This window comes from Pseudomonas sp. MF6394 (assembly GCF_002018845.1).
In the GTDB taxonomy this organism is placed as follows: domain Bacteria; phylum Pseudomonadota; class Gammaproteobacteria; order Pseudomonadales; family Pseudomonadaceae; genus Aquipseudomonas; species Aquipseudomonas lactis.
This window is the reverse complement of record NZ_MVOJ01000002.1, coordinates 160132-183350: the sequence shown is the minus strand read 5'-3', so window position 1 is coordinate 183350 and position 23219 is coordinate 160132. Positions and strand designations below refer to the sequence as shown.

Genomic DNA, 23219 nt, shown 5'->3' with positions numbered 1-23219 from the left:
ATATCTCGCAATTGATACAAAGTCTTGTTGGCCCTATATTCCGCGGCCTCACATCCTTGGGGAAGGGACACGTCATGTCGCGCACTATTCTAAAAATACCGGTCAGTTCACCACGCATGCTGGCTTCGGCCATCGGCGTTGCCCTGAGTGCCGGCTCCGCCGCCCACCTGGCGCAGGCGGCTGAAAATACCGAGCCAAAAGGCGAGCGCAACCCTATCTCCCTCGGCGCCACCAACATCACCGGCCAAGAGCAGGACAACACCTCCTACCAGGTGGAGAAAGCCTCTTCGCAGAAGTACACCGCGCCGCTGGTGGACACGCCGCGCTCGGTCACTGTGGTGCCGCAACAAGTACTCAAGGACACCGCCGCCACCTCGTTGCAGGATGCCTTGCGCACCGTACCGGGTATCACCTTCGGCGCCGGTGAAGGTGGCAACCCTCAGGGCGACCGTCCGTTTATCCGTGGTTTTGACGCTCAGGGCGACACCTACCTCGATGGCGTACGCGATACCGGCGGCCAGAGCCGCGAGATCTTCGACATCGAGTCCATCGAAGTCAGCAAAGGCCCCAACTCCTCGTTCGGCGGCCGTGGCTCGGCCGGTGGCAGCCTCAACCTGGTGAGCAAGACCCCACAAGCGCGGGACTTCACCAACGGCGGCTTTACCTACGGCTCCGACCAGACCCGCCGCTACGTGCTCGACGTGAACCGCCAGTTCCTCGACGACAGCGCGGCCTTCCGCCTGAACCTGATGAGCCATGAACAAAACGTGGCTGGCCGCGATGCGGTGAACTACGACCGTTGGGGCGTGGCACCGTCGCTGACCTTTGGCCTGGGCACACCGACCCGCGTCAACCTCAGCTACTACCATATGGAAAGTGATGACCTGCCGGATTCGGGGATTCCGTATGGCTATGGCTCAGCAACCGCCACGGCCCACGTGCATGACAAACCCAACGATGGCGGCGACAGCAACAACTTCTACGGTTTGAAAAGCCGTGACTTCCGCAAGACTCGCGCCGACATCAGCACGTTCTCCATCGAGCACGACCTGAACGACAACATGACGCTCAAAAACACCCTGCGCCACGGCAGCACCGGCCAGGACTATGTGCTCACTCAGCCGGATGACAGCAAGTTCAACGTCAACCGCTATGGCACCGTCTGGCGTCGCGCCAACAGCCGTGTCTCCACCACGACCACAACCACCAACCAGACTGACCTGTTTGGCAGCTTCCAGGCCCTGGGCTTCAAGCACACTTACTCCACTGGCCTGGAATTTACCGGTGAAGAAACCCGTGTCAGTGGCTACACCGTCAGCCCTAATGCGAACCCGGTGTGCACCACCGCCAAGGGCAGCCTGGGCGGCCAGTGCACCTCACTGAGCAACCCAAACCCCGACGATGCCTGGAACGGCAGCATCGCCCGCAACTACAACGGCACCAACACCAAAGCCACCAGCCGTGCCGCGTACGTGTTCGATACCATCGAGCTCGATCCGAAATGGCTGCTGAACGTAGGCTTGCGTTACGACACCTTTGACACCGAAGCCAACACCAACGCCGTCGCCGGACGCACCAAGATCAAGGACGACAGCCAGTTCTTCAACTGGCAGGCCGGCCTGGTCTGGAAGCCGGTGGAGAACGGCAGCATCTACGCCTCGTACGCAACATCGGCCACGCCAGCCGGTGGCCTGATAGGCGAAGGTTCCGACGGCAACCCACTGTCTGCCGGTGCCGCCACCAGCGACTTGCAGCCAGAAGAAACCGTCAACTACGAACTGGGCACCAAGTGGGACCTGTTCCACGACCGCCTGTCCCTGACCGCAGCCGTGTTCCGCACCGAGAAGAAAAATACCCGCATCCTGGTGGATGCACTCACCTACCAGAACGCCGGTGAATCTCAGGTCGATGGCATCGAGTTGTCCGCCAGCGGCAAAATTACCGAACAATGGCAGGTGTTTGCGGGCTACAGCTATCTGGACAGCGAACTGGTCAAATCCGGCCTCAACGGGCGTAACGGTGTCGTGAGTTCCGGCTCCAGCAAGGGCAACCAAATGCCCAACACGCCGAAGAACTCGTTCAGCCTGTGGACCACCTACGACGTGACGCCCAAGCTGACCATCGGCGGCGGCGCCTTCTATGTCGATCAGGTTTACGGCGACGTCGGCAACACGGTGTATGTACCCTCCTACACCCGCTACGACGCCATGGCCAGCTACAAGCTGACCAAGAACGTCGACCTGCAATTGAACGTGCAGAACCTGACTGACAAGACCTACTACGACAAGGCTTTCTCCACGCACTTCGCCAACCAGGCGGCCGGTCGTACGGCGTTGTTGACCACCAGCTTCCACTTCTAAAAGCGGTAAAGTTCCAGCCAGAAGCCCCACACATCGGATGCGTGGGGCTTTTGCGTGTTTCCCGGCAACTCACGGCATAATGCGCGCCGTGATCAGATATCCAGCTAAGCGAGGCGCTCCGACGTGTTGAAGAAAACCCTGTTCCAGTTGCATTGGTTCTTCGGCATCACGGCCGGGCTGGTGCTGGCCTTGATGGGGGTCACCGGGGCCGCGTACTCGTTTCAGGACGAGATCCTGCGGGCGCTCAACCCCACCGTGTTGAGCGTGCAGAAACGCGAGGCCGGTGTACTGCCGCCCGCCGAGCTGGTACGCAAGTTGGAAGCGGCCGAAGGCAAGACCGTGGCCATGCTGTGGGTAGAAAGCGACAGCGGCAACGCCGGCCGCGTGTCCTTCACCCCGCCACCGGGCGAGCGCCGTGGCCAGATGCGCTACTTTGACCCGTACACCGGCGACTACATGGGCGACGCGGTCGGCCAGGACCTGTTCGGCTTTATCCTGCAACTGCACCGCTTCCTCGCCATCGGCGATACCGGGCGCAATATCACCGGCGCCTGCACCCTGATCCTGTTGTTCTTCTGCCTCTCCGGCCTGTACCTGCGCTGGCCGCGCCAGGTGAAAAGCTGGCGCGTCTGGCTGACCCTGGACTGGCGCAAAAAGGGCCGCAGCTTCAATTGGGACCTGCACTCGGTATTCGGCACCTGGTGCCTGCTGTTTTATCTGTTGGCGGCGCTGACCGGGCTGTATTGGTCCTACGACTGGTACAACCGTGGCGTGACCAAACTGCTGTCCGACGCGCCGCAGAACGAGCGCATGCGCAAGCGCGGCCCAGCCCCCGCTGGCCCGGCTCCGGTGGCCAACTACGACGCGATCTGGAGCAGCATCTACAGCAACGCCGGCCCCGACTTGAGCGCCTACAACATTCGGATGCCGCCGGTGGCCGGGCAACCGGCCACTGTGTATTACCTGCTCAACTCATCGCCCCATGACCGCGCGCTGAACCAGATCAACCTAGACCCGGCCACCGGCGAGGTCAAATCCCACGAGCGCTACGCCAGCAAAAGCCTCAAGGCGCAGTTGCTGACCAGTGTGTATGCGCTGCACACCGGCAGCTATTTCGGTCTGGTCGGGCGGATTGTCCTCACCGTCAGCTCCCTGCTCATGCCGCTGTTCTTCATCACGGGCTGGCTGCTGTACCTCGACCGACGCCGCAAAAAGCGCCAGGTCCGCGATGCCCGCAAAGGTCTGACAGGTAACCACAGCGATGCGCCGGCCTGGCTGATCGGCTTCGCCAGCCAGAGCGGTTTTGCCGAACAACTGGCCTGGCAAACGGCCGGGCAATTGCAGGCTGCGGGCCTGGCGGTAAAGGTGCAGCCCCTGGGCAGTGTCAGCCCTGACGACCTCAGCCACTCGCAGAACGCACTGTTTGTGGTCAGTACCTTTGGCGACGGCGAAGCCCCCGACAGCGCCCGTGGTTTCGAGCGCAGCGTGCCCGGCCAGGCGCTGCCCCTCAAAGGCTTGAACTACTCGGTGCTGGCCCTGGGTGACCGGCAGTACGAGCATTTTTGCGGCTTTGCTCGGCGCCTGCATTTCTGGCTGACCAACCAGGGCGGCAACCCCCTGTTTGCCCCGGTGGAAGTCGACAGCGGCGACACCCTGGCGTTGCCGACCTGGCAACAACAACTGGGCCAGCTCACCGGGCATGCGCCGGCAGCGGCCTGGCCGACGGCCCAGTACGAAAACTGGACCCTGAGCCAGCGCACCCTGCTCAACCCCGACAGTGTCGGCTCGCCCGTCTACCTGCTGGGCCTCACATCCACGTCTGCGCACAGCTGGCTGGCCGGCGACCTGGTGGAAGTCCTGCCGCGCAATTGCCCCTGGGCCATCGAACACTTCCTGGCCGGCCTGGGCTTGGTCGGCAGCGACGGCGTGGTAATCGACGGCGTCGCCCACACCCTCGACCAGGCCCTGGCCACGCGCCAGTTGCCGGACAACCGCACGCACCTGGTCGGCCTGCACGCCCAGGCACTGGTGGACGCGTTGGTACCGCTGGGCATGCGCGAATACTCCATCGCCTCGATTGCCAGCGACGGTGTGCTGGAGCTGATCGTGCGCCAGGAGCGCCACCCCGACGGCAGCCTGGGGCTTGGCTCCGGCTGGCTGACTGAACACGCCGCCCTCGGCTCGGCCATCAGCCTGCGCCTGCGGCGCAACAGCGGCTTCCATTTGCCCGACGCGCCTGTGCCGCTGATTCTGCTGGGCAACGGCACCGGCCTGGCGGGCCTGCGCAGCTTGCTCAAGGCGCGTATTGCCGACGGCCAGCAGCGCAACTGGTTGCTGTTTGGCGAGCGCAATATCGCCCACGACTACCTGTGCCAGGACGAACTGCAAGGCTGGCTCGCCAATGGAGACCTGGCCCTGCTGGACCTGGCGTTTTCCCGGGACCAGGAGGAGAAAATCTACGTACAGGACCGTTTGCGCGAATCAGCGGATGTGCTGCGTAAATGGCTGGCGGATGGCGCGGCGATTTATGTGTGTGGCAGCTTGCAGGGGATGGCGACGGGCGTGGATCAGGCACTGGCAGACATCCTGGGCAATGAGGCGCTGGAGCGCCTGATCGAACAAGGCCGCTATCGTAGGGATGTCTACTGACCCTGCTAATGCCTGCCTTCTGTAGGAGCGAGCTTGCTCGCGAAGAACGTCAACGATAACGCGGGCTTCCTGAATAACGCGGCGTCTGTGAGTTTTTCGCGAGTAAGCTCGCTCCTACAGTTTTGATTGCATTCCAATCAGGTCGGTTGCAGTTTCTGCTCGAACACGGAAACCCCATCCAAGTCGCGCAGCATCACCGTCAACTCCGCCGTCTGCCCATCAATCTGCACTTCACCAAAAAACTGAAAGCCCGCGAACGGCGAGGTGTTCTGTGCCGGTGGCGCCTTCTGGAACACCACGTGCGGGCCAAAGGTTTTATCCAGTGGGTTGGGCCCGAAGCTCCCGGCATTCAACGGTCCTGCCACAAACTCCCAGAACGGCTCGAAATCCTGGAACGCCGCGCGGTCCGGGTGGTAGTGATGCGCCGCGCAGTAATGCACGTCCGCCGTCAGCCACACGTGGTTGCGCACCTTGTGCTCATGCAGGAACCCCAGCAGTTCGGCAATCTCCAGCTCACGCCCTTGCGCCGGGCCAGGGTCGCCGTTGGCGACGGCTTCCCAACGCGCCACGCCGGGGCTGACCTCACCGTCGGGTACGCCCAGGCCGATGGGCATGTCGGCGGCGACCACCTTCCACTGCGCTTGCGACGCCTTGAGCCCGCGCTTGAGCCAGTCCAACTGCTCACGCCCCAGGAAGGGCTTTTCAGCGCCCAGGTTGTCGTCATTCGGCCCGCGATAGCTGCGCATATCCAACACAAACACATCCAGCAGCGGCCCATAACTGAGCTTGCGATAAATGCGCCCGCCAGCGTCGGCGCTCTGTCGGCGCATGGGTGAGTATTCCAACCAAGCCTGGCGGGCACGGCCCACCAGAGTGTTGATGTCGCGGGTCTGGTAACGCTCATCCAACTGCTTGCTCGATGACCAGTTGTTGATCACCTCGTGATCGTCCCACTGCCAGATCTGCGGCACCTCGGCATTGAAGCGGCGCACGTTTTCATCCAGAAGGTTGTAGCGGTAATTGCCGCGATATTCATCGAGGGTTTCGGCCACCTTGCTCTTGGCTTCGGTGGTGATGTTGCGCCAGATGCGCCCGCCTTCGGTGGTGATCTGCGCGGGTACCGGGCCGTCGGCGTAGATGGTGTCGCCGCTGTGGATAAAAAAGTCCGGCAGGCGCAGGCGCATGGCTTCATAGATGCGCATGCCACCGATGTCGGGGTTGATGCCGAAGCCTTGGCCGACGGTGTCGCCGCTCCACACAAAACGGATATCGCGCCGCTGTTGCGGCACGCTGCGCAAGTGACCGAACCAGGGCTCACTGGCAATGCCGCTCTGGGCGTCTTCGAAATGCACGCGGTAGAAAATCGCCTGGTCGACCGGCAGCCCGGTGAGTTCGACACGGGCGGTAAAGTCGGTGCGGCTGTCGGCCAGGGGCGAGACGAACCGGCGCGGGTTGCTGAACACACTGCGGGTATCCCACTCCACCACCATCTTCGCCGGGCGGTCGCTGCGGCTCCAGATCATGGCGCGGTCGCCCTGCAGGTCGCCCGATTGCACGCCGTCAGTGAGTTGCGGCCGGTCCTTCACCGAAGCGATCACCGCCGGCGCCAGGCCCGGCAACAACAGGCCAGCGCCTACGGCTTGCATCACACGGCGGCGGCCCAGATCGAAGTGGCTCATGCAGGTGCCCTCTTGAGTATCAAAAGGGCCACTTAAGCATGGAGGGATGAAGCGGATGTGACACCGATCGGGAGAACGATCAAATTCACCTGTGGGAGCTGGCTTGCCTGCGATGCAAACACCTCGGTGTATCAGGCAAACCCAGTCGATGCTATCGCAGGCAAGCCAGCTCCCACATTTTTTGCCAGTGTCAGGCAGTCACGGCCAGCTCGGCCGCTTCCGGCCGCTTGAGCAGGGCATACACCAGCCCGGTCAATACACTGCCCGCCACAATCGCCAACAAGTACAACAACGCATGGTTCATCGCATTCGGAATCACCAACACAAACAAGCCGCCATGGGGCGCGGCGAGTTTGCAGCCGAAGTACATCGACAGCGCACCGGTCAACGCACCACCGGCGATGCTGGCCGGAATGACGCGCAGCGGGTCTTTGGCGGCGAAGGGAATCGCACCTTCGGAGATAAAGCACAGCCCCAGGATCATCGCCGCCTTGCCGGCTTCGCGTTCGGTCTGGGCGAACTTGCGTCGGGCCAGTAACGTAGCGATGCCCATGCCAATCGGCGGCACCATGCCGGCGGCCATGGTCGCGGCCATCGGCGCGCCGCTCGACGCGGCCAGCAGGCCGACCGAGAACGCATACGCCGCCTTGTTGATCGGCCCACCCAAGTCCACGCACATCATGCCGCCGAGCAGAATGCCCAGCAGCACCGCGTTGGTGGTGCCCATGGTGCTGAGGAAGTCCGTCAGGCCCGTGAGCAAGCGGGCGACCGGTGGCCCCACCAGGTAGATCATCACCAAACCGGTAAACAGGCTCGCCACTAACGGGATGATCAGGATCGGCTTGAGCGCTTCCAGGCTCTGGGGCAGTTGCACCGCGCGGCTGATCAGCTTGACGCAATACCCGGCGACGAAACCGGCGAGGATGCCACCAATAAACCCAGCCCCCAGCGTCCCCGCCAGCAGCCCGCCAATCATGCCGGGCGCAAGGCCAGGACGGTCGGCAATCGAGTAGGCGATGTAGCCCGCCAGCAGCGGCACCATCAACAGGAACGCCTGGTCACCCACGGATTTGAGCGCCGCCGCCAAGGTGCCAGGCTGTTCGAAGGCATGGATGCCGAATACAAACGACAAGGCGATCAGCAGGCCCCCCGCCACCACCATCGGCAACATGTACGACACGCCGGTGAGCAGGTGTTTATAGACCCCGGTTTTCTCCGCCTTGGCCGCTGCACCGCTGGCCGCGCTTTCCACCGCGCCTTCGGCCAGGGCCTTGTTGAGGATGGCTTCGGATTGCTTGAGGGCAATGCCGGTGCCACAGCGATAAATCTTCTTGCCGGCGAAACGCTCGGTGGCCACTTCGATATCGGCCGCGAGCAATACCACATCGGCATCGGCAATCGCCTGGGGGCTCAACGGCGTGCGGGCGCCGACCGAGCCTTGGGTCTCGACCTGCAAGTCATAACCCAGTCGCTGGGCCGTCTGCTGCAAGGCTTCGGCGGCCATGAACGTGTGGGCCACACCGGTGGGGCACGCGGTAATCGCTACGATACGCGGCGCAGCCTTGGCCGCCACCGCTGCGTCGTTGGCGACATACACCTGGGCCTCTTCAGCCCCACGGCGCAACACGCCTTCGACATCCGCCAACGCCTGGGCCGGCGTGCTCTGGAACACACGTTTGCCGACAAACCGCTGCATATCCACCGGGGTACTGCTGACCAGCAGCACCCACTCGGCATCATCAATCGTCGCCTGGGACAACTGGCGCTCCGGGCGCTGCACATCGACGACTTCAACACTGGTGTGCAAGCCCATGCGCTGGGCGGCGGCGTCCAGCAAGCGGGCGCACAGCACACTGGTGACCATGCCGTTCGGGCAGGCGGTAACAATGGCTAACTTCATCACAAACCCTCTTATTGTTCTGTCAGCGTGCGCACATCGACGCCGCTTTCGAGACGCGCCAACTGCGCGTCATCGCTGATGCCAAAACCGATCTGTGTCACCGCCATCGCGGCAATTGCCGTGGCCCGGCGCAGGGTGTGCTCCGGCGTGTCGCCACTGAGCAAACCGTGGAGCATCCCGGCCAGCAGCGAGTCGCCGGCGCCCACGGTACTGGCCACTGCCACCTTGGGCGGCGTGGCATGCAGCGCCGCACCTGGGCGGTACCAGGTCACGCCTGCGGCCCCGTCGGAGACCACCACATGTTCGACGCCTTGCTGATGCAGTCGGCTGATGGCATCGGTGGCGCTACCCAGGGCCTCGGCCAACTCTTCGGTATTGGGTTTGACCAGCCACGGGCCAACCTCCAACCCCAGGCGCAGCGCTTCGCCGCTGGTGTCCAGGGCCACTTTCAACCCGAGGTCTTTCAACGCCTCCAGCAAACCTTTAAACCACTGCGGGCTGACGCCGCGCGGCAAGCTACCGGCCACCACCACCGCATCGAACTCCGGGCCAATGATCGCGACCATCTTAAGCAGCGCTTTTAGCGCCTCTTCAGTCACCAGCGGCCCCGGTGCATTGATGTCGGTGACCCGCCCATCCTGTTCGGCAATCTTGATGTTGCTGCGGGTTTCGCCGGGGACACGGATGAAGGCATCGCCAAACCCACGGCGCTTGATCAGCGCATTGAAAGCCTGGGGGTTGGCACTGCCGAGGAAGCCGCCCACGCTGACGTAATGGCCCAGGTCCGCCAGCACTTGCGCCACATTCACGCCCTTGCCCGCCGCGTGGGTGAGCATCGCTTCACTGCGATTGACCTCACCGGGTTGCAGGTGCGCCAGGCATACCGTGAGGTCCAACGCCGGGTTCAGCGTCAGGGTCAGAATATTCGCCATCTACACGGCCTCCACTAGGGCACGCACTTGCGCGGGCGAACCCACCGCCAGTGCTTGTTGCGCCAGGCCCTGGGCCTCGCTCAGACTGAATTCACGCACTCGCGCCTTCACCTCGGGAATGCTGCGGGCCGACACGCTCAACTCATCCACACCCAGGCCGACCAGCACCGGTACCGCCAGCGGATCCGCCGCCAACTCGCCGCACACACCCACCCATTTGCCATGGGCATGGGCGGCGCGCACGGTGATGTCGATCAGTTGCAAAACTGCCGGGTGCAAGCCATCGGCCTGGGCCGACAGGGTCGGGTGGCCACGGTCGATGGCCAGGGTGTACTGGGTCAGGTCGTTGGTGCCGACGCTGAAGAAGTCGACTTCCTTGGCGAGCACCGGCGCCAGCAACGCGGCTGAAGGCACTTCGATCATGATCCCCAGTTGCAGGTCCGCCACCGGGATCTCCAGGCGCAGGCGCTCGGTCATGTCCCGGGCGGCGCGCCACTCATCCACGCTGCCGACCATGGGGAACATGATGCGCAGCGGGCGGTTATCCGCAGCACGCAGCAGTGCGCGCAGTTGCGCTTCCATGATCTGCGGGCGTTGCAGCGTCAGGCGAATGCCGCGCACACCGAGGAAGGGGTTTTCTTCTTCGGCGATCGGCCAATAGGGCAAGGGCTTGTCGCCGCCCACATCCAGGGTGCGCACCACCAACGGGCGACCGTTGAGACCGTCGAGTACGCGACGGTATTCGGCTTCCTGGGTGGCCTCGTCCGGCGCCTGGGGGTGGGCCATGAAAATCAGTTCGGTGCGCAACAGGCCGATACCTTCGGCGCCCTGCTCCACTGCACTGGCCACCCCGGCGCTTTCACCAATGTTGGCGAACACTTCCACGGCGTGGCCGTCGCGGGTCAGCGCCGCTTCATGGCGTTGGGCCGAAGCAGCTTGCAAGCGCTGTTCGCGGCTGTCGCGCTCCACGGTGGCCCGTTGCAGGGTGGCGGCGTCGGGGTCGACATGCAGGCGACCGCGCTGGCCATCGAGCAACAGCGGCGTGCCGGCTTTGAGCAGTAACACCGCAGCACCAGCACCGACCAAGGCCGGAATACCCAGTGCGCGGGCGACGATGGCGCTGTGGGCTGTGGCGCCACCTCGGGCGGTGAGAATGCCGGCAACGCGGGCCGGGTCCAGGCGTGCCACGTCCGAAGGGCCGACTTCTTCCATCACCAGGATGTAGGGTTCACTCGGTTCCTGCACGCTTTGGACGCCGCATAATTGGGCCAGCACGCGGCGGCCGATGTCACGCAAGTCGGCAGCACGCTCGGCCAACAGGGCATCCTGCAAGGCTTCCTGCTGCTTGGCGGCGGCTTCGATCACGCTCATCCAGGCGGCTTCGGCGCTTTCGCCTTGCTTGAGGCGGGTGTCGACTTCGTCGGTCAGTTCCGGGTCGTCGAGCATTTCCTGGTGGGTGATGAAAATCTCGCGGATGGCCTTGGCCTGGCTGCGTTCGATCAGGCCCTGGATATCCGTGCGCACATCGCTCAAGGCCGTGTGCAGGCGCTGGCGTTCGGCGGCGGCAGACTCACCGCGCAAGGGGTAATCGAACACCTGTGGCACTTGGATGTGGGCCGGGCCGATGGCAATACCCGGTGCGGCGGCAATCGCCTGGAGTTGGCTACCGCTCAGTGGCGCGCTGAGTACGGGTTCGATATCGACCTGCGCTGGCTGTGCACTCACCGTAGGCAAGGGCTCGACCTCTTCGCCAAGGCCCTCTTGCACGGCGGCCAAGAGGGCGGGCAATGCATCGCCGGCCACCGTCGGCTCGGCCACAAATTCCAGCACCTGGCCACGACGTGCGCCGAGGCTGAGCAACTTGCTCAAGCTTTTGACCGACACGGCGCCCACCGCGCCATCGACGATGCGCACGCGGATATCGCCATCAAAACTTTTCGCCAATTGGGCAAGGATCTTCGCCGGGCGAGCATGAAGCCCGTGGGCGTTGGCCAGGGTAATGCGGGCGCTCGGCCAGTCCGGTGGCAGTTCACCGCCCAGCACTTCCAGCACCGCGCGGCTGCTGGTGGCGCGCCCCAACTCCTGGCCGCGCCCTTCAATCAGCAAGGCACACAGGCGTTCAAGCAGGGTCTGGTGCGCTTCACCGAGGCTCGCCAGGCAAAACAGGCCGTGCAAAGGCTGGCCGAGGTAGCGCATGGGTTTGTCCGGCGTCACAAAGGCCAGGCCCGGACGCTTGACCGTCTGCTCGCTGTGCAACCACCACAGGCCATCGCCCAGGGGCAGCGCGTCGACCTGCTGCAATACGGCGGCAAAACCATTGCTCACACAGTCGGCCTGGCGCAGCAGGCGTGCACCGCGCCACACCAACTCTTCAAAATCATCGGCCGACACGCCCAGGCTGATCATCTGTGCATCCAGCGCCAGTTCCTGAGGCGCGCCTTGCAACAGTTTCAACAGGGCTTCGGCACTGCCGGCACGGCGCAAGGCCTGGCCCAGGTCGGTTTCACCGAGGGCACGGGTGAGCAGTTGCAACAGGCGCAGGTGTTCATCGGATTTAGCCGCGATGCCAATCGCCAGGTAAACGATCTGGCCATCGCCCCAGTCCACCCCTTCGGGGAACTGCAGCAGGCGCACACCGGTGGAGAACACCTGGTCGCGGGTTTCTGGCGTGCCATGGGGAATGGCAATGCCTTGGCCGAGAAAGGTCGAGCCTTGGGCTTCACGGGCTTGCAAGCCACTGAGATAACCTTCGGCAACCAGGCCATCGGCCACTAATTTGTCAGCGAGCAGGTGCAAGGCAGCAGATTTATCCACAGCCACCTGGCCCATGGATATCTGCTCTACAGTGAGCTCAAGCATGCCGTTCTCCTAGTTAGTGCGACGGGGCGCACTAGGTATTGTTGTAGGTAAATATGTTCAAAATTAACTGACTGAGCGGTCAATTGGCAGTGGTCACTCAGCGGCGAACATCGTAAAAATACGCTTGCTGAAACGTTTAATCTAGAATTTATGGCAGATTACGCGTTAATTGCGCAAGCTTGAAGGGCCACTCGGCGCTTGCTGTGGGGCATGGGTCGAATGCAGGAATCGGTTACGATTGGACAAAATGTCGGGGCGAGCGCCAAAAAACAAGGAAATCCCGGTTTGAAACTCAGTGATATCGCACGTCTGGCCGGTGTGTCCGTTACCACCGCCAGCTATGTCATCAATGGCAAGGCCGAACAGCAGCGCATCAGCAACGCCACCGTTGAGCGTGTGCGTGCCGTGGTCCAGGCCCATGGCTTTACCCCCAACCCTCAAGCCGCCGGGCTGCGCAGCCGGCATACGCGCACCTTGGGGTTCATCCTGCCAGACCTGGAAAACCCCAGCTACGCACGCATCGCCAAACTGCTGGAACAAGGTGCGCGGGCGCGAGGCTATCAGTTGCTGATCGCCAGCTCCGATGATGAAGCGGACAGCGAACGCCAACTGCTGCAACTGTTCCGTGCCAGGCGTTGCGATGCGTTGTTCGTCGCCAGTTGCCTGCCGGCCAGCGATGACAGCTATCGCGAGCTGCAGGCCAAGGGGCTGCCGGTGATTGCCATCGACCGGGAGATGGAGCCGAACCAGTTCTGTTCCGTGGTCAGCGACGACCACCAGGCCTGCCAGCAACTCACCAGCAGCCTGCTGCAACCGTTGCCCAAGCAGATCGCGCTGATCGGCGCACGGCCCGAGCTGAGCATCAGCCAGGCGCGTACCGCCGGTTTCCGGGATGCGCTGCAAGGCTTCACGGGCGACGTGATTATCGAACAGGGCGAAGCTTTCAGCCGTGACTGCGGCCGAGAGCTGATGGAGCAACTGCTGCAACGCCTGGGGCATCTGCCGGACGCGCTGGTAACCACCTCCTACGTACTGCTGCAAGGCGTGTTTGATGCGCTGCATGATTTCCCCCTCAAGTCACGGCCCCTGCGCCTGGGCACCTTCGGCGATACGCAGTTACTGGATTTCCTGCCGCTGCCGGTCAACGCCATGGCCCAGCAACATCAGTTGATTGCCGAAACCGCCCTGCGCCTGGCCCTGGCCGCCATTGAAGAGGAACAGTACCAACCCGGCGTGCATGCGATTGGCCGGACCTTCAAGCAGCGTATCCACGAGGCCTGAGCGTGGAGCTGATCGACACCCACACGCACCTGGACTTCGAGGACTTCGACCAGGATCGCTCGCATGTCCTCGCCCACAGCCGTGAACTCGGCGTGCGACGCATGGTGGTGCTGGGGGTGTACCAGAAAAATTGGCAGCGGCTGTGGGACTTGGTGCAACAGGACGAAGGCCTGTTCGCCGCCTTCGGCTTGCACCCGGTGTATCTCGATGAGCATCGCCCCGCCGACCTGCTGGAACTGGGCGACTGGTTGACGCGCCTGCATGGCCACCGGCAACTGTGCGCCGTGGGCGAAATTGGCCTGGATTACTTTCTGGAACAGTTGGACCACCAGCGCCAGCAACCGCTGTTTGAAGCCCAACTGAAACTCGCGGTGGAGTTTAAACTGCCAGCCTTGCTCCACGTTCGCCGCAGCCACGCCGCCGTGATTGCCACCCTCAAGCGCATCCGCGTGCCCAGAGGCGGCATCATCCATGCGTTCGCCGGCAGCGCTGAAGAGGCACGCGAGTACATCAAGCTCGGGTTCAAACTGGGCCTGGGCGGCGCTGCCACCTGGCCCCAGGCCCTGCGCATGCACCGGGTACTGGCGCAGTTGCCGCTCGACGCCGTGGTGCTGGAAACCGACTCGCCGGATATGGCCCCGGCCATGTACCCCAACCAGCGCAATAGCCCGCAGCACCTGCCGCAGATCTGCACGGCCCTGGCCGAGCGCATGGGTATCAGCCCTTTATTGCTGGCTGAGGCGAGCACACACAATGCGTGCGAGCTGTTCAACTGGTAGCGGGCTGATCACCTGCAACTTCAAGGTCATTGTCTGTCGATGGCGGGCATAGCGCACCACCAGCAAATGGATCAGCACGGCGACCAGCGAAATGTTCAGTTGCCCGATCACACTGAGCAGCCCCAACCATTCAGCGACCAAGGCCATCAGCAAGGTTGCGCACGTCAGCATGATCATGCTCGGCCGCACCAGCGCCCAGTGGTCCAGGGCCCTGAACTGGCGCAACTGCTTGACGCACCCCAACTGCAACCCGCAGTGGCAATACGTACAGTCAAACGGTATATCAATGGCAATGGCGTTCAGTTGCCAGGGCTTGAGCTCAAACGTCATGTTGCATTGGGCGCAATGCCCTTTGATACCGATTGCGGCGGCCATCGTTTTGTCCCCTCGTGACCGTGACGGATGAAATAAATTTTCACCTATTCACGCCCCGATAAAACACGCATCGGTAAATCAGGACATAAGCCACATGGCCCGCCGCTTCGTCCTTCAGAACCTCCCTACACCCGAAACGCGCCAATCAATTGCTTCAACTCAACCACCTGGGTTGCCAGTTGCCGACTGGCCGCTTCCGTGTGCTGCGCGCCTTGCGCCGCATGCTCGCCGGCGCGGTTGATTTCGACAATGTTCTGGTCGATGTCTTGAGCGACCGCCGTTTGCTGCTCCACGGCGGCGGCGATCTGCTGGTTCTGATCGACGATCATCCCAACCGCCCCCAGGATATTTTCCAGGGCTTGCTGGACTTTTTCCGACTGCCCTACCGTGCCATTCGCCATTTCATGGCTGCTGCCCATGGCCTTCACCGCCGCACCGACGCCGCTGTGCAAGCGGATGATCATCTGCTCGATTTCCTCGGTGGAGTGCTGTGTACGCCGGGCCAGAGTGCGCACCTCGTCGGCCACCACCGCAAACCCGCGCCCTTGGTCACCGGCGCGCGCCGCTTCGATGGCCGCGTTGAGCGCCAGCAGGTTGGTCTGCTCGGCGATGCTCTTGATGACCTCCAGGACGCTGCTGATGGACTGGCTGTCGGTCGCCAGTTGGTTGATCACCCGCACCGATTCGTCGATCTCCGCCGCCAGGCGCGCAATACCGCCTTGTTGGGATTGCACCAGCGCACGCCCGCTGACGGTTTCATCGTTGACACTCTGAGCACTGCTGACCGCCGCCGCCGCGCTGCGAGCCACCTCCTGGGCGGTGGCGGACATCTGGTTCATCGCCGTCGCCACTTGCTCGATCTGGCTGCGCTGGCCGGACACCGCCTGGTTACTCTGTGCCGACACCGCCTGCACCTGGCCCGCCTGCAACTCCACCTGGCTGACCGTATGCCCAACACGCTCGATCAGGTCATGAATCTTGGCCACGGTGCCATTGAACACCTGGCCCAGGTCGCCCAGTTCGTCACGGCTCTGGGCAACGAAGGTGACCGTCATGTCACCCGCCGCCACTTTGTCCATCATCGCCCCCAGGCGGCGCAAGGTGGTGCGGGTGGAGACAAAGAAACCGGCATAGAGATAGAAAATCAGCGCAAACACCGCCGCCAGGGCCGTGACCAGCAACACCATGTGCAAACGGTTCTGCGCCAGGCGCTGCTGCAACTGCTGCCCGAGGAACGCCAGGGTGGTGTCATCCAATTGATAGGTCTTGGCCATCAGTTGGCTGACGCCGTCATAAAACCCCTGCCAAGGCGCGTCGAGGGTCTCGGCCATCACCACCTGCTCTTCGAAAAACTCACTGCCTTGCTTAAGGCTCGCCTGGCTGGCTTGCGCCGAGACGTCGAGGGCGGCGTGCGCGGCCTTGCTGGCGCCCAGTGCGTCCTGCAGCTTCAAGCCATATTCACCGTGGAGTTTTTCCAGTTGCTGCAACAGTTCGTCAAAACGGGTGCTGGAGGACGAATTGATAAAGCCCTGCCCCAGGGAGTACGCGCCCATCGCCCGGCCTTCGCCCAAGGCTTGGGTGACTTGAGGGGTGACGGTGGTGACCAGGTCGCTGAGCTGGCGCAGATCACTTTGCGGATCACGGCTCAAGCCGGCTTGGCTGGCAATGATCTGGCTGAACATCTGGGCCTGGTTGAGTAACTTGCTAATCAACGCCGCTTTGTTGAGCAACGAGGTTTCCTGTTGCTGGGCCTTGAACGCGGCGATCAGTTCGTCGCGCTTACTGTCAAAGGCCGCAACTTGCTCGGGCTGGGTCGCGATGGCGCGCAAGCCCTGCAAGCGCTCCACTACACTCGCTTCCAAGGCACTGATCTTGGTCTCCAGGTCTGCCGCTTTGCCGGACTGGCCGAGGGTCGCGTTGATCTGAACCTGGTTGTTGAGGGTTTCCAACTCGCGACGCAACGCCAGGCTGCTGCCGAGCAGGTCAAGGCTTTGCAGTTCGACGCGGGTGCCCTGGTATTCACGCCAGGAGTCGCGCACCAGGTAATAGTTGGTCGCCAGCATCGGCAGCAGGAACAGCACGCTGATCAGGCTGAACTTCATGCCGAAGCTCAGGCGGTTCATCAGCGCGACGGCGGGATAGAGCAAGCTCTTCACAGGTGACCTCCCCTTCTTTTATTTTTATTGAGGCGCAGGGCGGCGGCAGATAGCCACTATTTGGCGCTCTATCTGTATAGCTCAATTCGAAAGGGAGTTTTGTAACGTAAGGTTAACGCAGAGGCGCAAGCCCTAATGCCATGTAGGAGCGAGCTTGCTCGCGAAAAACTTAACGACGCCGCGTTTATTCAGGAAGCGCGCGTTATCGTTGAGGGTTTTCGCGAGCAAGCTCGCTCCTACAAATCAGGGGAGTACCGTCCAGATGGCAAACCCGGCATACCACAGCACCGCCGCACGCAGCAGCAGTTCCCACAGGCGATCCAGGCTGTTGATGCCATCGGCCCCCACCACTGGCGGCGGGATTTCCGCAGCGGCCAGGCCGACTTTTTCCACCAGCTGTGCAGCGCTGATGTCCCAACTCAGCAGTTCGTGGAGCATCACACGGCTGACCCCGACGAAATTGCCCACCAAGGCAAAGCTGGCCGCCAGCAGGCGTACCGGCAACCAGTCAAACGCGTGGCGCAATTGCGTGGCGCGTTCGGCCACCAAGGGGTTCTGGCTGTGTTCACTGGCCAGCGCCAACAGGCGGTACGCCAGGGCGGCCACCGGGCCCAGCAGGAAATACCAGAAAATCACCGCAAAAAAGCTTTGGTACGCCTGCCACAGCAGGTAGCCCTGGACGCGCTCCAGCAGTTGCTCGCCACTGTCGGCGCCAAGCTTGAGGTCGCGTTCGGCCACATGCTCGGCCGCCTGCAGGTCACCGCGCCGCCAGGCATCACGAAACGGTCCCAACCCTGCCAATAGGTCGCCACGGCCCAGGCTATAGATCACCACCAGCAAATGCACCGGCAATGCCAACAGGCCATAGGCCACCGGTTCCAGCACCAGCAACAGCAACGCCAGCAATGCCACCGGCAACAGCACCAATACCAGCAGGATCAGCCAGGGCCGCTTGCCCATGCGCGGGCTCGATTCCAGCTTGGCCAGTTCACGCAGCCATCCGCCGTCACGCTGCAACCGCAGGCGCAAGGCCGAGAACTTCTCGATCCATACCGCCAGCACCAACACCAGGAAACTCATCGTTCGTGTCCTCCATCCTGCAGGGCGCTGCGAAAGCGCGTCCAATCAAAAGCGGGGCCCGGGTCGGTCTTGCGCCCCGGTGCGATGTCGCTGTGACCACAAATACGTTGGTGGGTGATCTTTGGGTAAGCCTTGAGCAACTGGCGGGTCAGGTCGATCAGCGCCGCATACTGGGCATCGGTGAACGGCAGGTCGTCCGTACCTTCGAGCTCGACCCCCAGGGAAAAATCGTTGCACACCTCGCGCCCGTCAAAAACGGAAACACCGGCATGCCAGGCCCGGTCGCGGCACGAAACAAATTGCGTCACAGTGCCGTCACGTTCAATCAGAAAATGCGCAGACACCCGTAGGCTGGCTATCCCCTCAAAGTAGGGATGCTCTGAAATATCCAGGCGGTTCTGGAAAAACTCCTGCACCTTGCCGGTCTTGAACTGCGCCGGAGGCAAACTGATGTTGTGCACCACCAACAGCGAGATTTCGCCTTCAGGGCGCTCGTTGAAGTTGGGCGAAGGGCAATGACGAATGCCCTGGCACCAACCGCTGGCGGGGTCCAACTGCATACAGGCTCCTTGAGTGAGACGAGGTGTGACCAGTATGCCGCGTTCCACCCTGCGGTTGCGATCACTTGCCGCGATTGAGTTGCCGCAGATTGCCCACCACGGCTGCCAGCGCACGCTCGAACAGTGGGCCGTCGTCCAAGGCGTGCAGGACGCCCTGCTTGAACGCCAGGGCTAACTGGCACGCGCTTTTCTCCAGTACCTTGAGGCCCCCTCGACTGACAAAAATATAGGTATCGGCGGGCGGCATGATTGCGGTCAACTTGCAGCGCAGGGTACCGGCTTCATGTTGCTGCAACGCAACCCAGGCACCGACTCGCAACTGCTGGACCTTGAGCAGGTCGGGGTCGTCAGGGGGCATTGATTTGTCGGCGGTCGGCGGGCCAGCGTCCAGGGTAAAAGGCTCGCGGACTTCGACCAGCGCCTCGCCGTCGAGCGGCTGAACATGCAGAGCCTGCAACCGCAGGAAAAACTCGCGGGTACTGAAAGGATCGAACGCCGCACCGGCCAACCCGTCACGCAATGCTTTGAGCAGCCCGGGTAATTGCTCCAGCAAACGCCGGCCGGCTTCGGTGTCTTCACGCAGGCCCACGCTCCAGAGCAATTCATCCAGGGTGCGCAGCGCCGCCTGCCATTGCAGCGATTGTTCACCGTTTTTGAGAACGGCCACTAACAGCACCTGGCTCCAGGCCTGCTGCACAAATTGCAGCACCGATGCCGGCAAGGTTTTGCCCACGAGCCGCCGATTGAGCACCTGCGCCACACGCTGGCGCGCCACCTGGGTATGCAGGCGCTCTTGCTCGGCGTCACGGGTATGCCGTTCAAGACGTTCACTGCGCGTGCGCTCTTGGGCTGTAAATGCGCTGAACGTGGTGAGCAACTGGGAGAAAATCGCCGGGTCTTCGACGTACTCATTCAGCAACCGCTGTACGAGTTGCTCGATACACAGATAGAGGTTGTCTCGTGAGTGGTCATGGGGCGGGCTCCAGCCGATGACGGCGCTCGCGATGTCATTGAGCAAGCGCCGCGCCGGATGCTGCGTGTAACTGAGCAGGCTCTTGTCCAGCACCGCCACTTTCAGCAGCGGGATCTGCAAGCGGGCGATCAGCGCCTTGAAAGCGTCCGGCACACTGCTGTCATCGAGCATGAACTCGAACAGCATGGCCACCAGATTGATCACATCTTCGTCTGCTTCTTCCAACACCCGCGACTTGCCACTTTTGACACTGACCCGGGTGAGCAACTGTTCAAGCTGGCTGCGCAGGTCGAAATCGTCCTCGCACTCCGGCTCCGGTACATATTGCTGCAAATGCGACAGCAGCCGCAGCAGATCGCGGGTGGCAATGGGTTGCGGCTCGGCGCTGGCTTCAAGGGTGGGGGCCACGCTGCCACGCACGGCTACCAACAACGTCTGCAAGGCGCTGAACGCTTGCTGGCCGCTTTTATCCAGCGGCGGGTCGGCCACCGCTTGGCCGGTGCAGTCCTGGTGCTCCCGGGCCGCACGCCCGCCGGCTCGACGGGATGGGATCGCTTTGAGTTCCGGCAATACGCCAGTGGCGATCAGCAATTGGTTGGCCTCGCCATACAACAGGTCGGCGTCACTGAGCACGTATTTCTCAAACAGCTTGAGCATGACCAGCTTGACGCGGATCTCCACCCCGAGGCTGCGCCCTGCTTGCAGGAAAAACTCGCACAGCCGCGCCGGGCCCAAGGGGTTTTCCGGATCATCCAGGCGCCTGCCAAGCAGTTCACTCAAGCGCGCGTTCAATTGCCCCAGCGCCAAGCCATCACGGTGTCGCACCCGACCGAGCATCGCCTCCAGGGCCACGGCTTTTTCCACGTCATCGGCGCTGGTGCCGGGTACCGCCTCATAAGACACCAGCGGCACCAGGTGTGCCCCGCTGCACCGGGCCTGGCCCAGGTTGGCGAACGCCACGAACAGCTGCTCCATGAACACGCGTTCGAAGTTCTTGCGCTTGAGGCGCAGGTCGCGCATGGCCTCGAAAAAAATATGATGGTCGACGGTGCTACGGGCCTTTTCGGCCATTTCAAACAGGGTGTCGTCGGCGTTATCGAACAGTTCCTGCAAGCCTTGCTGCAGTTGTTGCGCAGCCTTGTCACGCACCTGCAGCAACACCACCGGCAGGCGCGCGAGCGGCGATGGCGTGGCCTGTGCCCTGTTGATAGGCACCACCTTCCCGTCATTGTGCATCCTGGCCTCCTGAAACGGCGGTTTTGAGAGGTGGAAAGACCGGGGCAGGCCCGGCAGGCACTGCAAATATCCCGGTTACCACCAAGACGTCAAAGCTATGACGCCAATTGCAAGGCGCGAGATTATCTTGCAAACGAGGGCAGTTGCGCCAGCACACTCTGACTTTGTGCGGTAAATGAGTGGCGAGCCTGGGTTAGAACGCACGCTGGCCCTATAATCGAGGCACTTTGTTTGTGGAGCCTGTTATGCCGAACCTCCGTCTTGCCGACCTCACCGCCGAAATCGAAGCCAACGTGCGCCGCGCACTGCTGGAAGACATCGGCAGTGGTGACATCACCGCGCAGTTGATCCCGGCCGAACGGCTGGCCAAGGCCACGATCATTACCCGTGAAGCGGCCGTGATTGCCGGTACGGCCTGGGTGGATGCGGTATTTCGCCAACTGGACCCACGGGTCGCCGTGCATTGGCAGGTAGCTGACGGTGAACGTGTCAGCCCCAACCAGGCGCTGTTCCACCTTGAAGGCCCGGCACGCTCGCTGCTCACGGGTGAACGCAGTGCGCTGAATTTTTTGCAGATGCTGTCAGGTGTAGCCACCCGAGCGCAGTTCCTGGCGGATTTTGTCGCGAGCACCCAGGTCAAACTGCTGGACACCCGCAAGACACTCCCAGGTCTGCGTTTGGCGCAGAAGTACGCGGTGACCTGCGGCGGTTGCCACAACCACCGCATCGGGCTGTATGACGCGTTCCTGATCAAGGAAAACCACATCGCCGCCTGCGGTGGTATTGCCCAAGCGATTACGGCCGCCCACAAAATAGCCCCGGGCAAGCCGGTGGAAATCGAAGTGGAAAGCCTGGAAGAGTTGCGCGAAGCCCTGGCGGCGGGTGCCGACATCATCATGCTGGATGAACTGAGCCTGGACGACATGCGCGAAGCCGTGCGCCTGAACGCAGGCAAGGCCAAGCTGGAAGCCAGCGGCGGGATCAATGAAACCACCTTGCTGCCTATCGCTGAAACCGGCGTGGACTACATCTCCATCGGGGCGATGACCAAGGATGTGAAGGCGGTGGACCTGTCGATGCGCCTCAGTATCTGAAGATGCCGTAACCGTAGGAGCGAGCTTGCTCGCGAAAAACCCTAACGATAACGCGTACCTCTGGGGGCACGCGGTGGTCTTGAGTGTTTCGCGAGCAAGCTCGCTCCTACAGGCTGCTTTTAAACTACAAGGTTATTCATCTCGCAGTACTCGTCCCATTCGACACCCAGCACCTCGGCCGCCTCTTTGTGCAAGGCCAACCGCGCGGCTTCGAACTCTTCGGGTGTCGAGGTGTACTTGAGGGTCAGCTCCCAAGGCTGGTAGCCCTGGCTCTCGGCCTCATCTTCAAATGCCCACTGAATCTGGTCGCGCTGATCGTCAGCGCTCAGGTCCTTGATCTCTTCTTTAAGCTGCGGCGTCGCCTCGAGGTATTTCTCGAGAGCTTCTTGATGCCGAACTTCCTGGGTCATCTCAGTCGTGGTCATGTCGTTCTCTTAGATCGAGGAATGGGAATGCATCTGGGTCTTCAAGGTTGCGCAGATACAAAAGAGCGGGCGCAAATGCCCGGCTCACCTGGCCTTCAGAACCATTCTGGGATCATCTGAAAACATTGCCGTTGAAACAGTGGTGCCTGTGGTGCCCGAGACAGGAATCGAACCTGCGACCTTCGCGTTACGAGTGCGCTGCTCTACCGGCTGAGCTACACGGGCGGTGGGCTAAAGCTAGCACTGCATTGGGCATGCAGCAACTTGCTCGCTCACCGCCCGGCGACTGTCACGCGCCGTTGGCGCCACAACCCTTGGCAGCGTACTGCGGGTCTACCGTGGTGGCACAGCTCCAGCCGGTGGTAGCGCTGCGGGTCAGGGTGATGGTCTTGCCGAGCACGGGCGCTGGCGCATCGAGGATTTCACAACGCAGGGTACCGGCGCCCGAGGCCACATCGCCTGTCACATCGATCGTGCAGTTGGCGGTGGGGCTGGTGCCCCCGATGAGGGCCAGGGTCGGCACGGTGCCCTGGTTAATGACGTCCTCATAGCCGGCCTTCAACGCGCTGATTTCAGCCAACCCCGCGGTGAACTTGGCCTTGGCCTGGTGCTTGGTGTACATGGGCAGGCCGATGGTGGCCAAAATGCCGATGATTGCCACGACGATCAATAACTCGATCAAGGTAAAACCTTTTTGACGCATTTCTTTCACTCTCCAGAATAGAACCATGACAAGGCGCGTCCTGCGCCCCGTAGTGTGCAACGGCGCCAGTGTACTCATCCCCACGCAGCCGTTCGCCTGCAAGACGCACAATCTGACATTTTATCGCCCAACACCAGCCTGGCCGACTCCGCCACCTGACTAAGCTATAAATTCTTCA

At 62.3% G+C, this 23219-nt stretch carries 16 protein-coding genes and 1 tRNA gene; 5 read left to right on the top strand and 12 right to left on the bottom strand.

Going from position 1 to position 23219, the window contains the following annotated elements; all coding sequences use genetic code 11:
• Positions 1-74: 74 nt before the first annotated feature.
• Positions 75-2360 (top strand): TonB-dependent receptor, encoded by a 2286-nt coding sequence (locus MF6394_RS03550; protein ID WP_078466192.1) that lies wholly within the window; start codon positions 75-77, stop codon positions 2358-2360.
• A 123-nt stretch (positions 2361-2483) separates the two neighbouring features.
• A complete protein-coding gene (locus MF6394_RS03545) occupies positions 2484-5009 on the top strand; it encodes a PepSY domain-containing protein (protein ID WP_078466191.1) in 2526 nt (841 codons plus the stop codon).
• Positions 5010-5146: 137 nt separating this feature from the next.
• Here MF6394_RS03545 and MF6394_RS03540 read toward each other — a convergent pair whose 3' ends face one another.
• The 4 genes from MF6394_RS03540 to ptsP all read right to left on the bottom strand — a co-directional run bounded on the left by MF6394_RS03540 (position 5147) and on the right by ptsP (position 12379).
• On the bottom strand, positions 5147-6688 hold the full coding sequence (locus MF6394_RS03540; protein WP_078466190.1) for an alkaline phosphatase D family protein: 1542 nt from the start codon (positions 6686-6688) through the stop codon (positions 5147-5149).
• A gap of 190 nt (positions 6689-6878) precedes the next feature.
• Positions 6879-8588, bottom strand: coding sequence for a PTS fructose-like transporter subunit IIB (locus MF6394_RS03535; protein WP_069557483.1), 1710 nt, complete (start codon positions 8586-8588; stop codon positions 6879-6881).
• An 11-nt stretch (positions 8589-8599) separates the two neighbouring features.
• On the bottom strand, positions 8600-9520 hold the full coding sequence (pfkB, locus tag MF6394_RS03530; protein ID WP_078466189.1) for a 1-phosphofructokinase: 921 nt from the start codon (positions 9518-9520) through the stop codon (positions 8600-8602).
• The gene (gene ptsP / locus MF6394_RS03525) at positions 9521-12379 is read right to left on the bottom strand and encodes a phosphoenolpyruvate--protein phosphotransferase (protein WP_078466188.1); all 2859 of its coding nucleotides are present in this window, start codon (positions 12377-12379) and stop codon (positions 9521-9523) included.
• A 285-nt stretch (positions 12380-12664) separates the two neighbouring features.
• Here ptsP and cra point away from each other — a divergent pair, with 285 nt between their 5' ends.
• Positions 12665-13660, top strand: coding sequence for a catabolite repressor/activator (gene cra / locus MF6394_RS03520; RefSeq protein ID WP_003188455.1), 996 nt, complete (start codon positions 12665-12667; stop codon positions 13658-13660).
• Positions 13661-13662: 2 nt separating this feature from the next.
• Entirely contained in the window at positions 13663-14439 is a 777-nt protein-coding gene (locus MF6394_RS03515) for a TatD family hydrolase (protein WP_078466187.1), read from the top strand.
• Here MF6394_RS03515 and MF6394_RS03510 read toward each other — a convergent pair.
• The 5 genes from MF6394_RS03510 to MF6394_RS03490 form a co-directional block, all read right to left on the bottom strand.
• On the bottom strand, positions 14386-14814 hold the full coding sequence (locus MF6394_RS03510) for a hypothetical protein (RefSeq protein ID WP_078466186.1): 429 nt from the start codon (positions 14812-14814) through the stop codon (positions 14386-14388). The genes MF6394_RS03515 and MF6394_RS03510 overlap by 54 nt on opposite strands.
• Positions 14815-14939: 125 nt before the next feature.
• Positions 14940-15644, bottom strand: coding sequence for a methyl-accepting chemotaxis protein (locus tag MF6394_RS35120; protein WP_371914721.1), 705 nt, complete (start codon positions 15642-15644; stop codon positions 14940-14942).
• A gap of 1569 nt (positions 15645-17213) precedes the next feature.
• Positions 17214-18050 (bottom strand): regulatory signaling modulator protein AmpE, encoded by an 837-nt coding sequence (gene ampE / locus MF6394_RS03500; protein WP_003188449.1) that lies wholly within the window; start codon positions 18048-18050, stop codon positions 17214-17216.
• Entirely contained in the window at positions 18047-18610 is a 564-nt protein-coding gene (gene ampD, locus MF6394_RS03495; RefSeq protein ID WP_003188448.1) for a 1,6-anhydro-N-acetylmuramyl-L-alanine amidase AmpD, read from the bottom strand. Before ampD ends, ampE begins: the two co-directional genes overlap by 4 nt.
• A gap of 61 nt (positions 18611-18671) precedes the next feature.
• Positions 18672-20819, bottom strand: a complete 2148-nt coding sequence (locus tag MF6394_RS03490) for a DUF1631 domain-containing protein (protein ID WP_078466184.1) — start codon at positions 20817-20819, stop codon at positions 18672-18674.
• Positions 20820-21064: 245 nt separating this feature from the next.
• On the opposite strand from MF6394_RS03490, the gene nadC reads away from it, so the two are divergent.
• Positions 21065-21913 carry a carboxylating nicotinate-nucleotide diphosphorylase gene (gene nadC / locus MF6394_RS03485; RefSeq protein WP_047712568.1) on the top strand — a complete coding sequence of 283 codons (849 nt, stop codon included), beginning with the start codon at positions 21065-21067 and terminating at the stop codon, positions 21911-21913.
• A gap of 119 nt (positions 21914-22032) precedes the next feature.
• Here nadC and MF6394_RS03480 read toward each other — a convergent pair whose 3' ends face one another.
• From MF6394_RS03480 to MF6394_RS03470, 3 genes are all read right to left on the bottom strand, one after another.
• A complete protein-coding gene (locus MF6394_RS03480; RefSeq protein ID WP_044271514.1) occupies positions 22033-22338 on the bottom strand; it encodes a DUF6388 family protein in 306 nt (101 codons plus the stop codon).
• A 149-nt stretch (positions 22339-22487) separates the two neighbouring features.
• Positions 22488-22563, bottom strand: a tRNA-Thr gene (locus MF6394_RS03475).
• A 64-nt stretch (positions 22564-22627) separates the two neighbouring features.
• Positions 22628-23041 carry a pilin gene (locus MF6394_RS03470; RefSeq protein WP_078466183.1) on the bottom strand — a complete coding sequence of 138 codons (414 nt, stop codon included), beginning with the start codon at positions 23039-23041 and terminating at the stop codon, positions 22628-22630.
• Positions 23042-23219: the final 178 nt, after the last annotated feature.

Coding starts and splice junctions, on each gene's coding strand:
- MF6394_RS35120 (WP_371914721.1), bottom strand. CDS start 15,644: ATGTCCGCCACCGCCCAGGAGGTGGCTCGCAGCGCGGCGGCGGCGGTC.
- MF6394_RS03470 (WP_078466183.1), bottom strand. CDS start 23,041: ATGCGTCAAAAAGGTTTTACCTTGATCGAGTTATTGATCGTCGTGGCA.
- MF6394_RS03540 (WP_078466190.1), bottom strand. CDS start 6,688: ATGAGCCACTTCGATCTGGGCCGCCGCCGTGTGATGCAAGCCGTAGGC.
- ampD (WP_003188448.1), bottom strand. CDS start 18,610: ATGCAGTTGGACCCCGCCAGCGGTTGGTGCCAGGGCATTCGTCATTGC.
- MF6394_RS03550 (WP_078466192.1), top strand. CDS start 75: ATGTCGCGCACTATTCTAAAAATACCGGTCAGTTCACCACGCATGCTG.
- MF6394_RS03490 (WP_078466184.1), bottom strand. CDS start 20,819: ATGCACAATGACGGGAAGGTGGTGCCTATCAACAGGGCACAGGCCACG.
- nadC (WP_047712568.1), top strand. CDS start 21,065: ATGCCGAACCTCCGTCTTGCCGACCTCACCGCCGAAATCGAAGCCAAC.
- MF6394_RS03510 (WP_078466186.1), bottom strand. CDS start 14,814: ATGGCCGCCGCAATCGGTATCAAAGGGCATTGCGCCCAATGCAACATG.
- ptsP (WP_078466188.1), bottom strand. CDS start 12,379: ATGCTTGAGCTCACTGTAGAGCAGATATCCATGGGCCAGGTGGCTGTG.
- MF6394_RS03480 (WP_044271514.1), bottom strand. CDS start 22,338: ATGACCACGACTGAGATGACCCAGGAAGTTCGGCATCAAGAAGCTCTC.
- pfkB (WP_078466189.1), bottom strand. CDS start 9,520: ATGGCGAATATTCTGACCCTGACGCTGAACCCGGCGTTGGACCTCACG.
- ampE (WP_003188449.1), bottom strand. CDS start 18,050: ATGAGTTTCCTGGTGTTGGTGCTGGCGGTATGGATCGAGAAGTTCTCG.
- MF6394_RS03535 (WP_069557483.1), bottom strand. CDS start 8,588: ATGAAGTTAGCCATTGTTACCGCCTGCCCGAACGGCATGGTCACCAGT.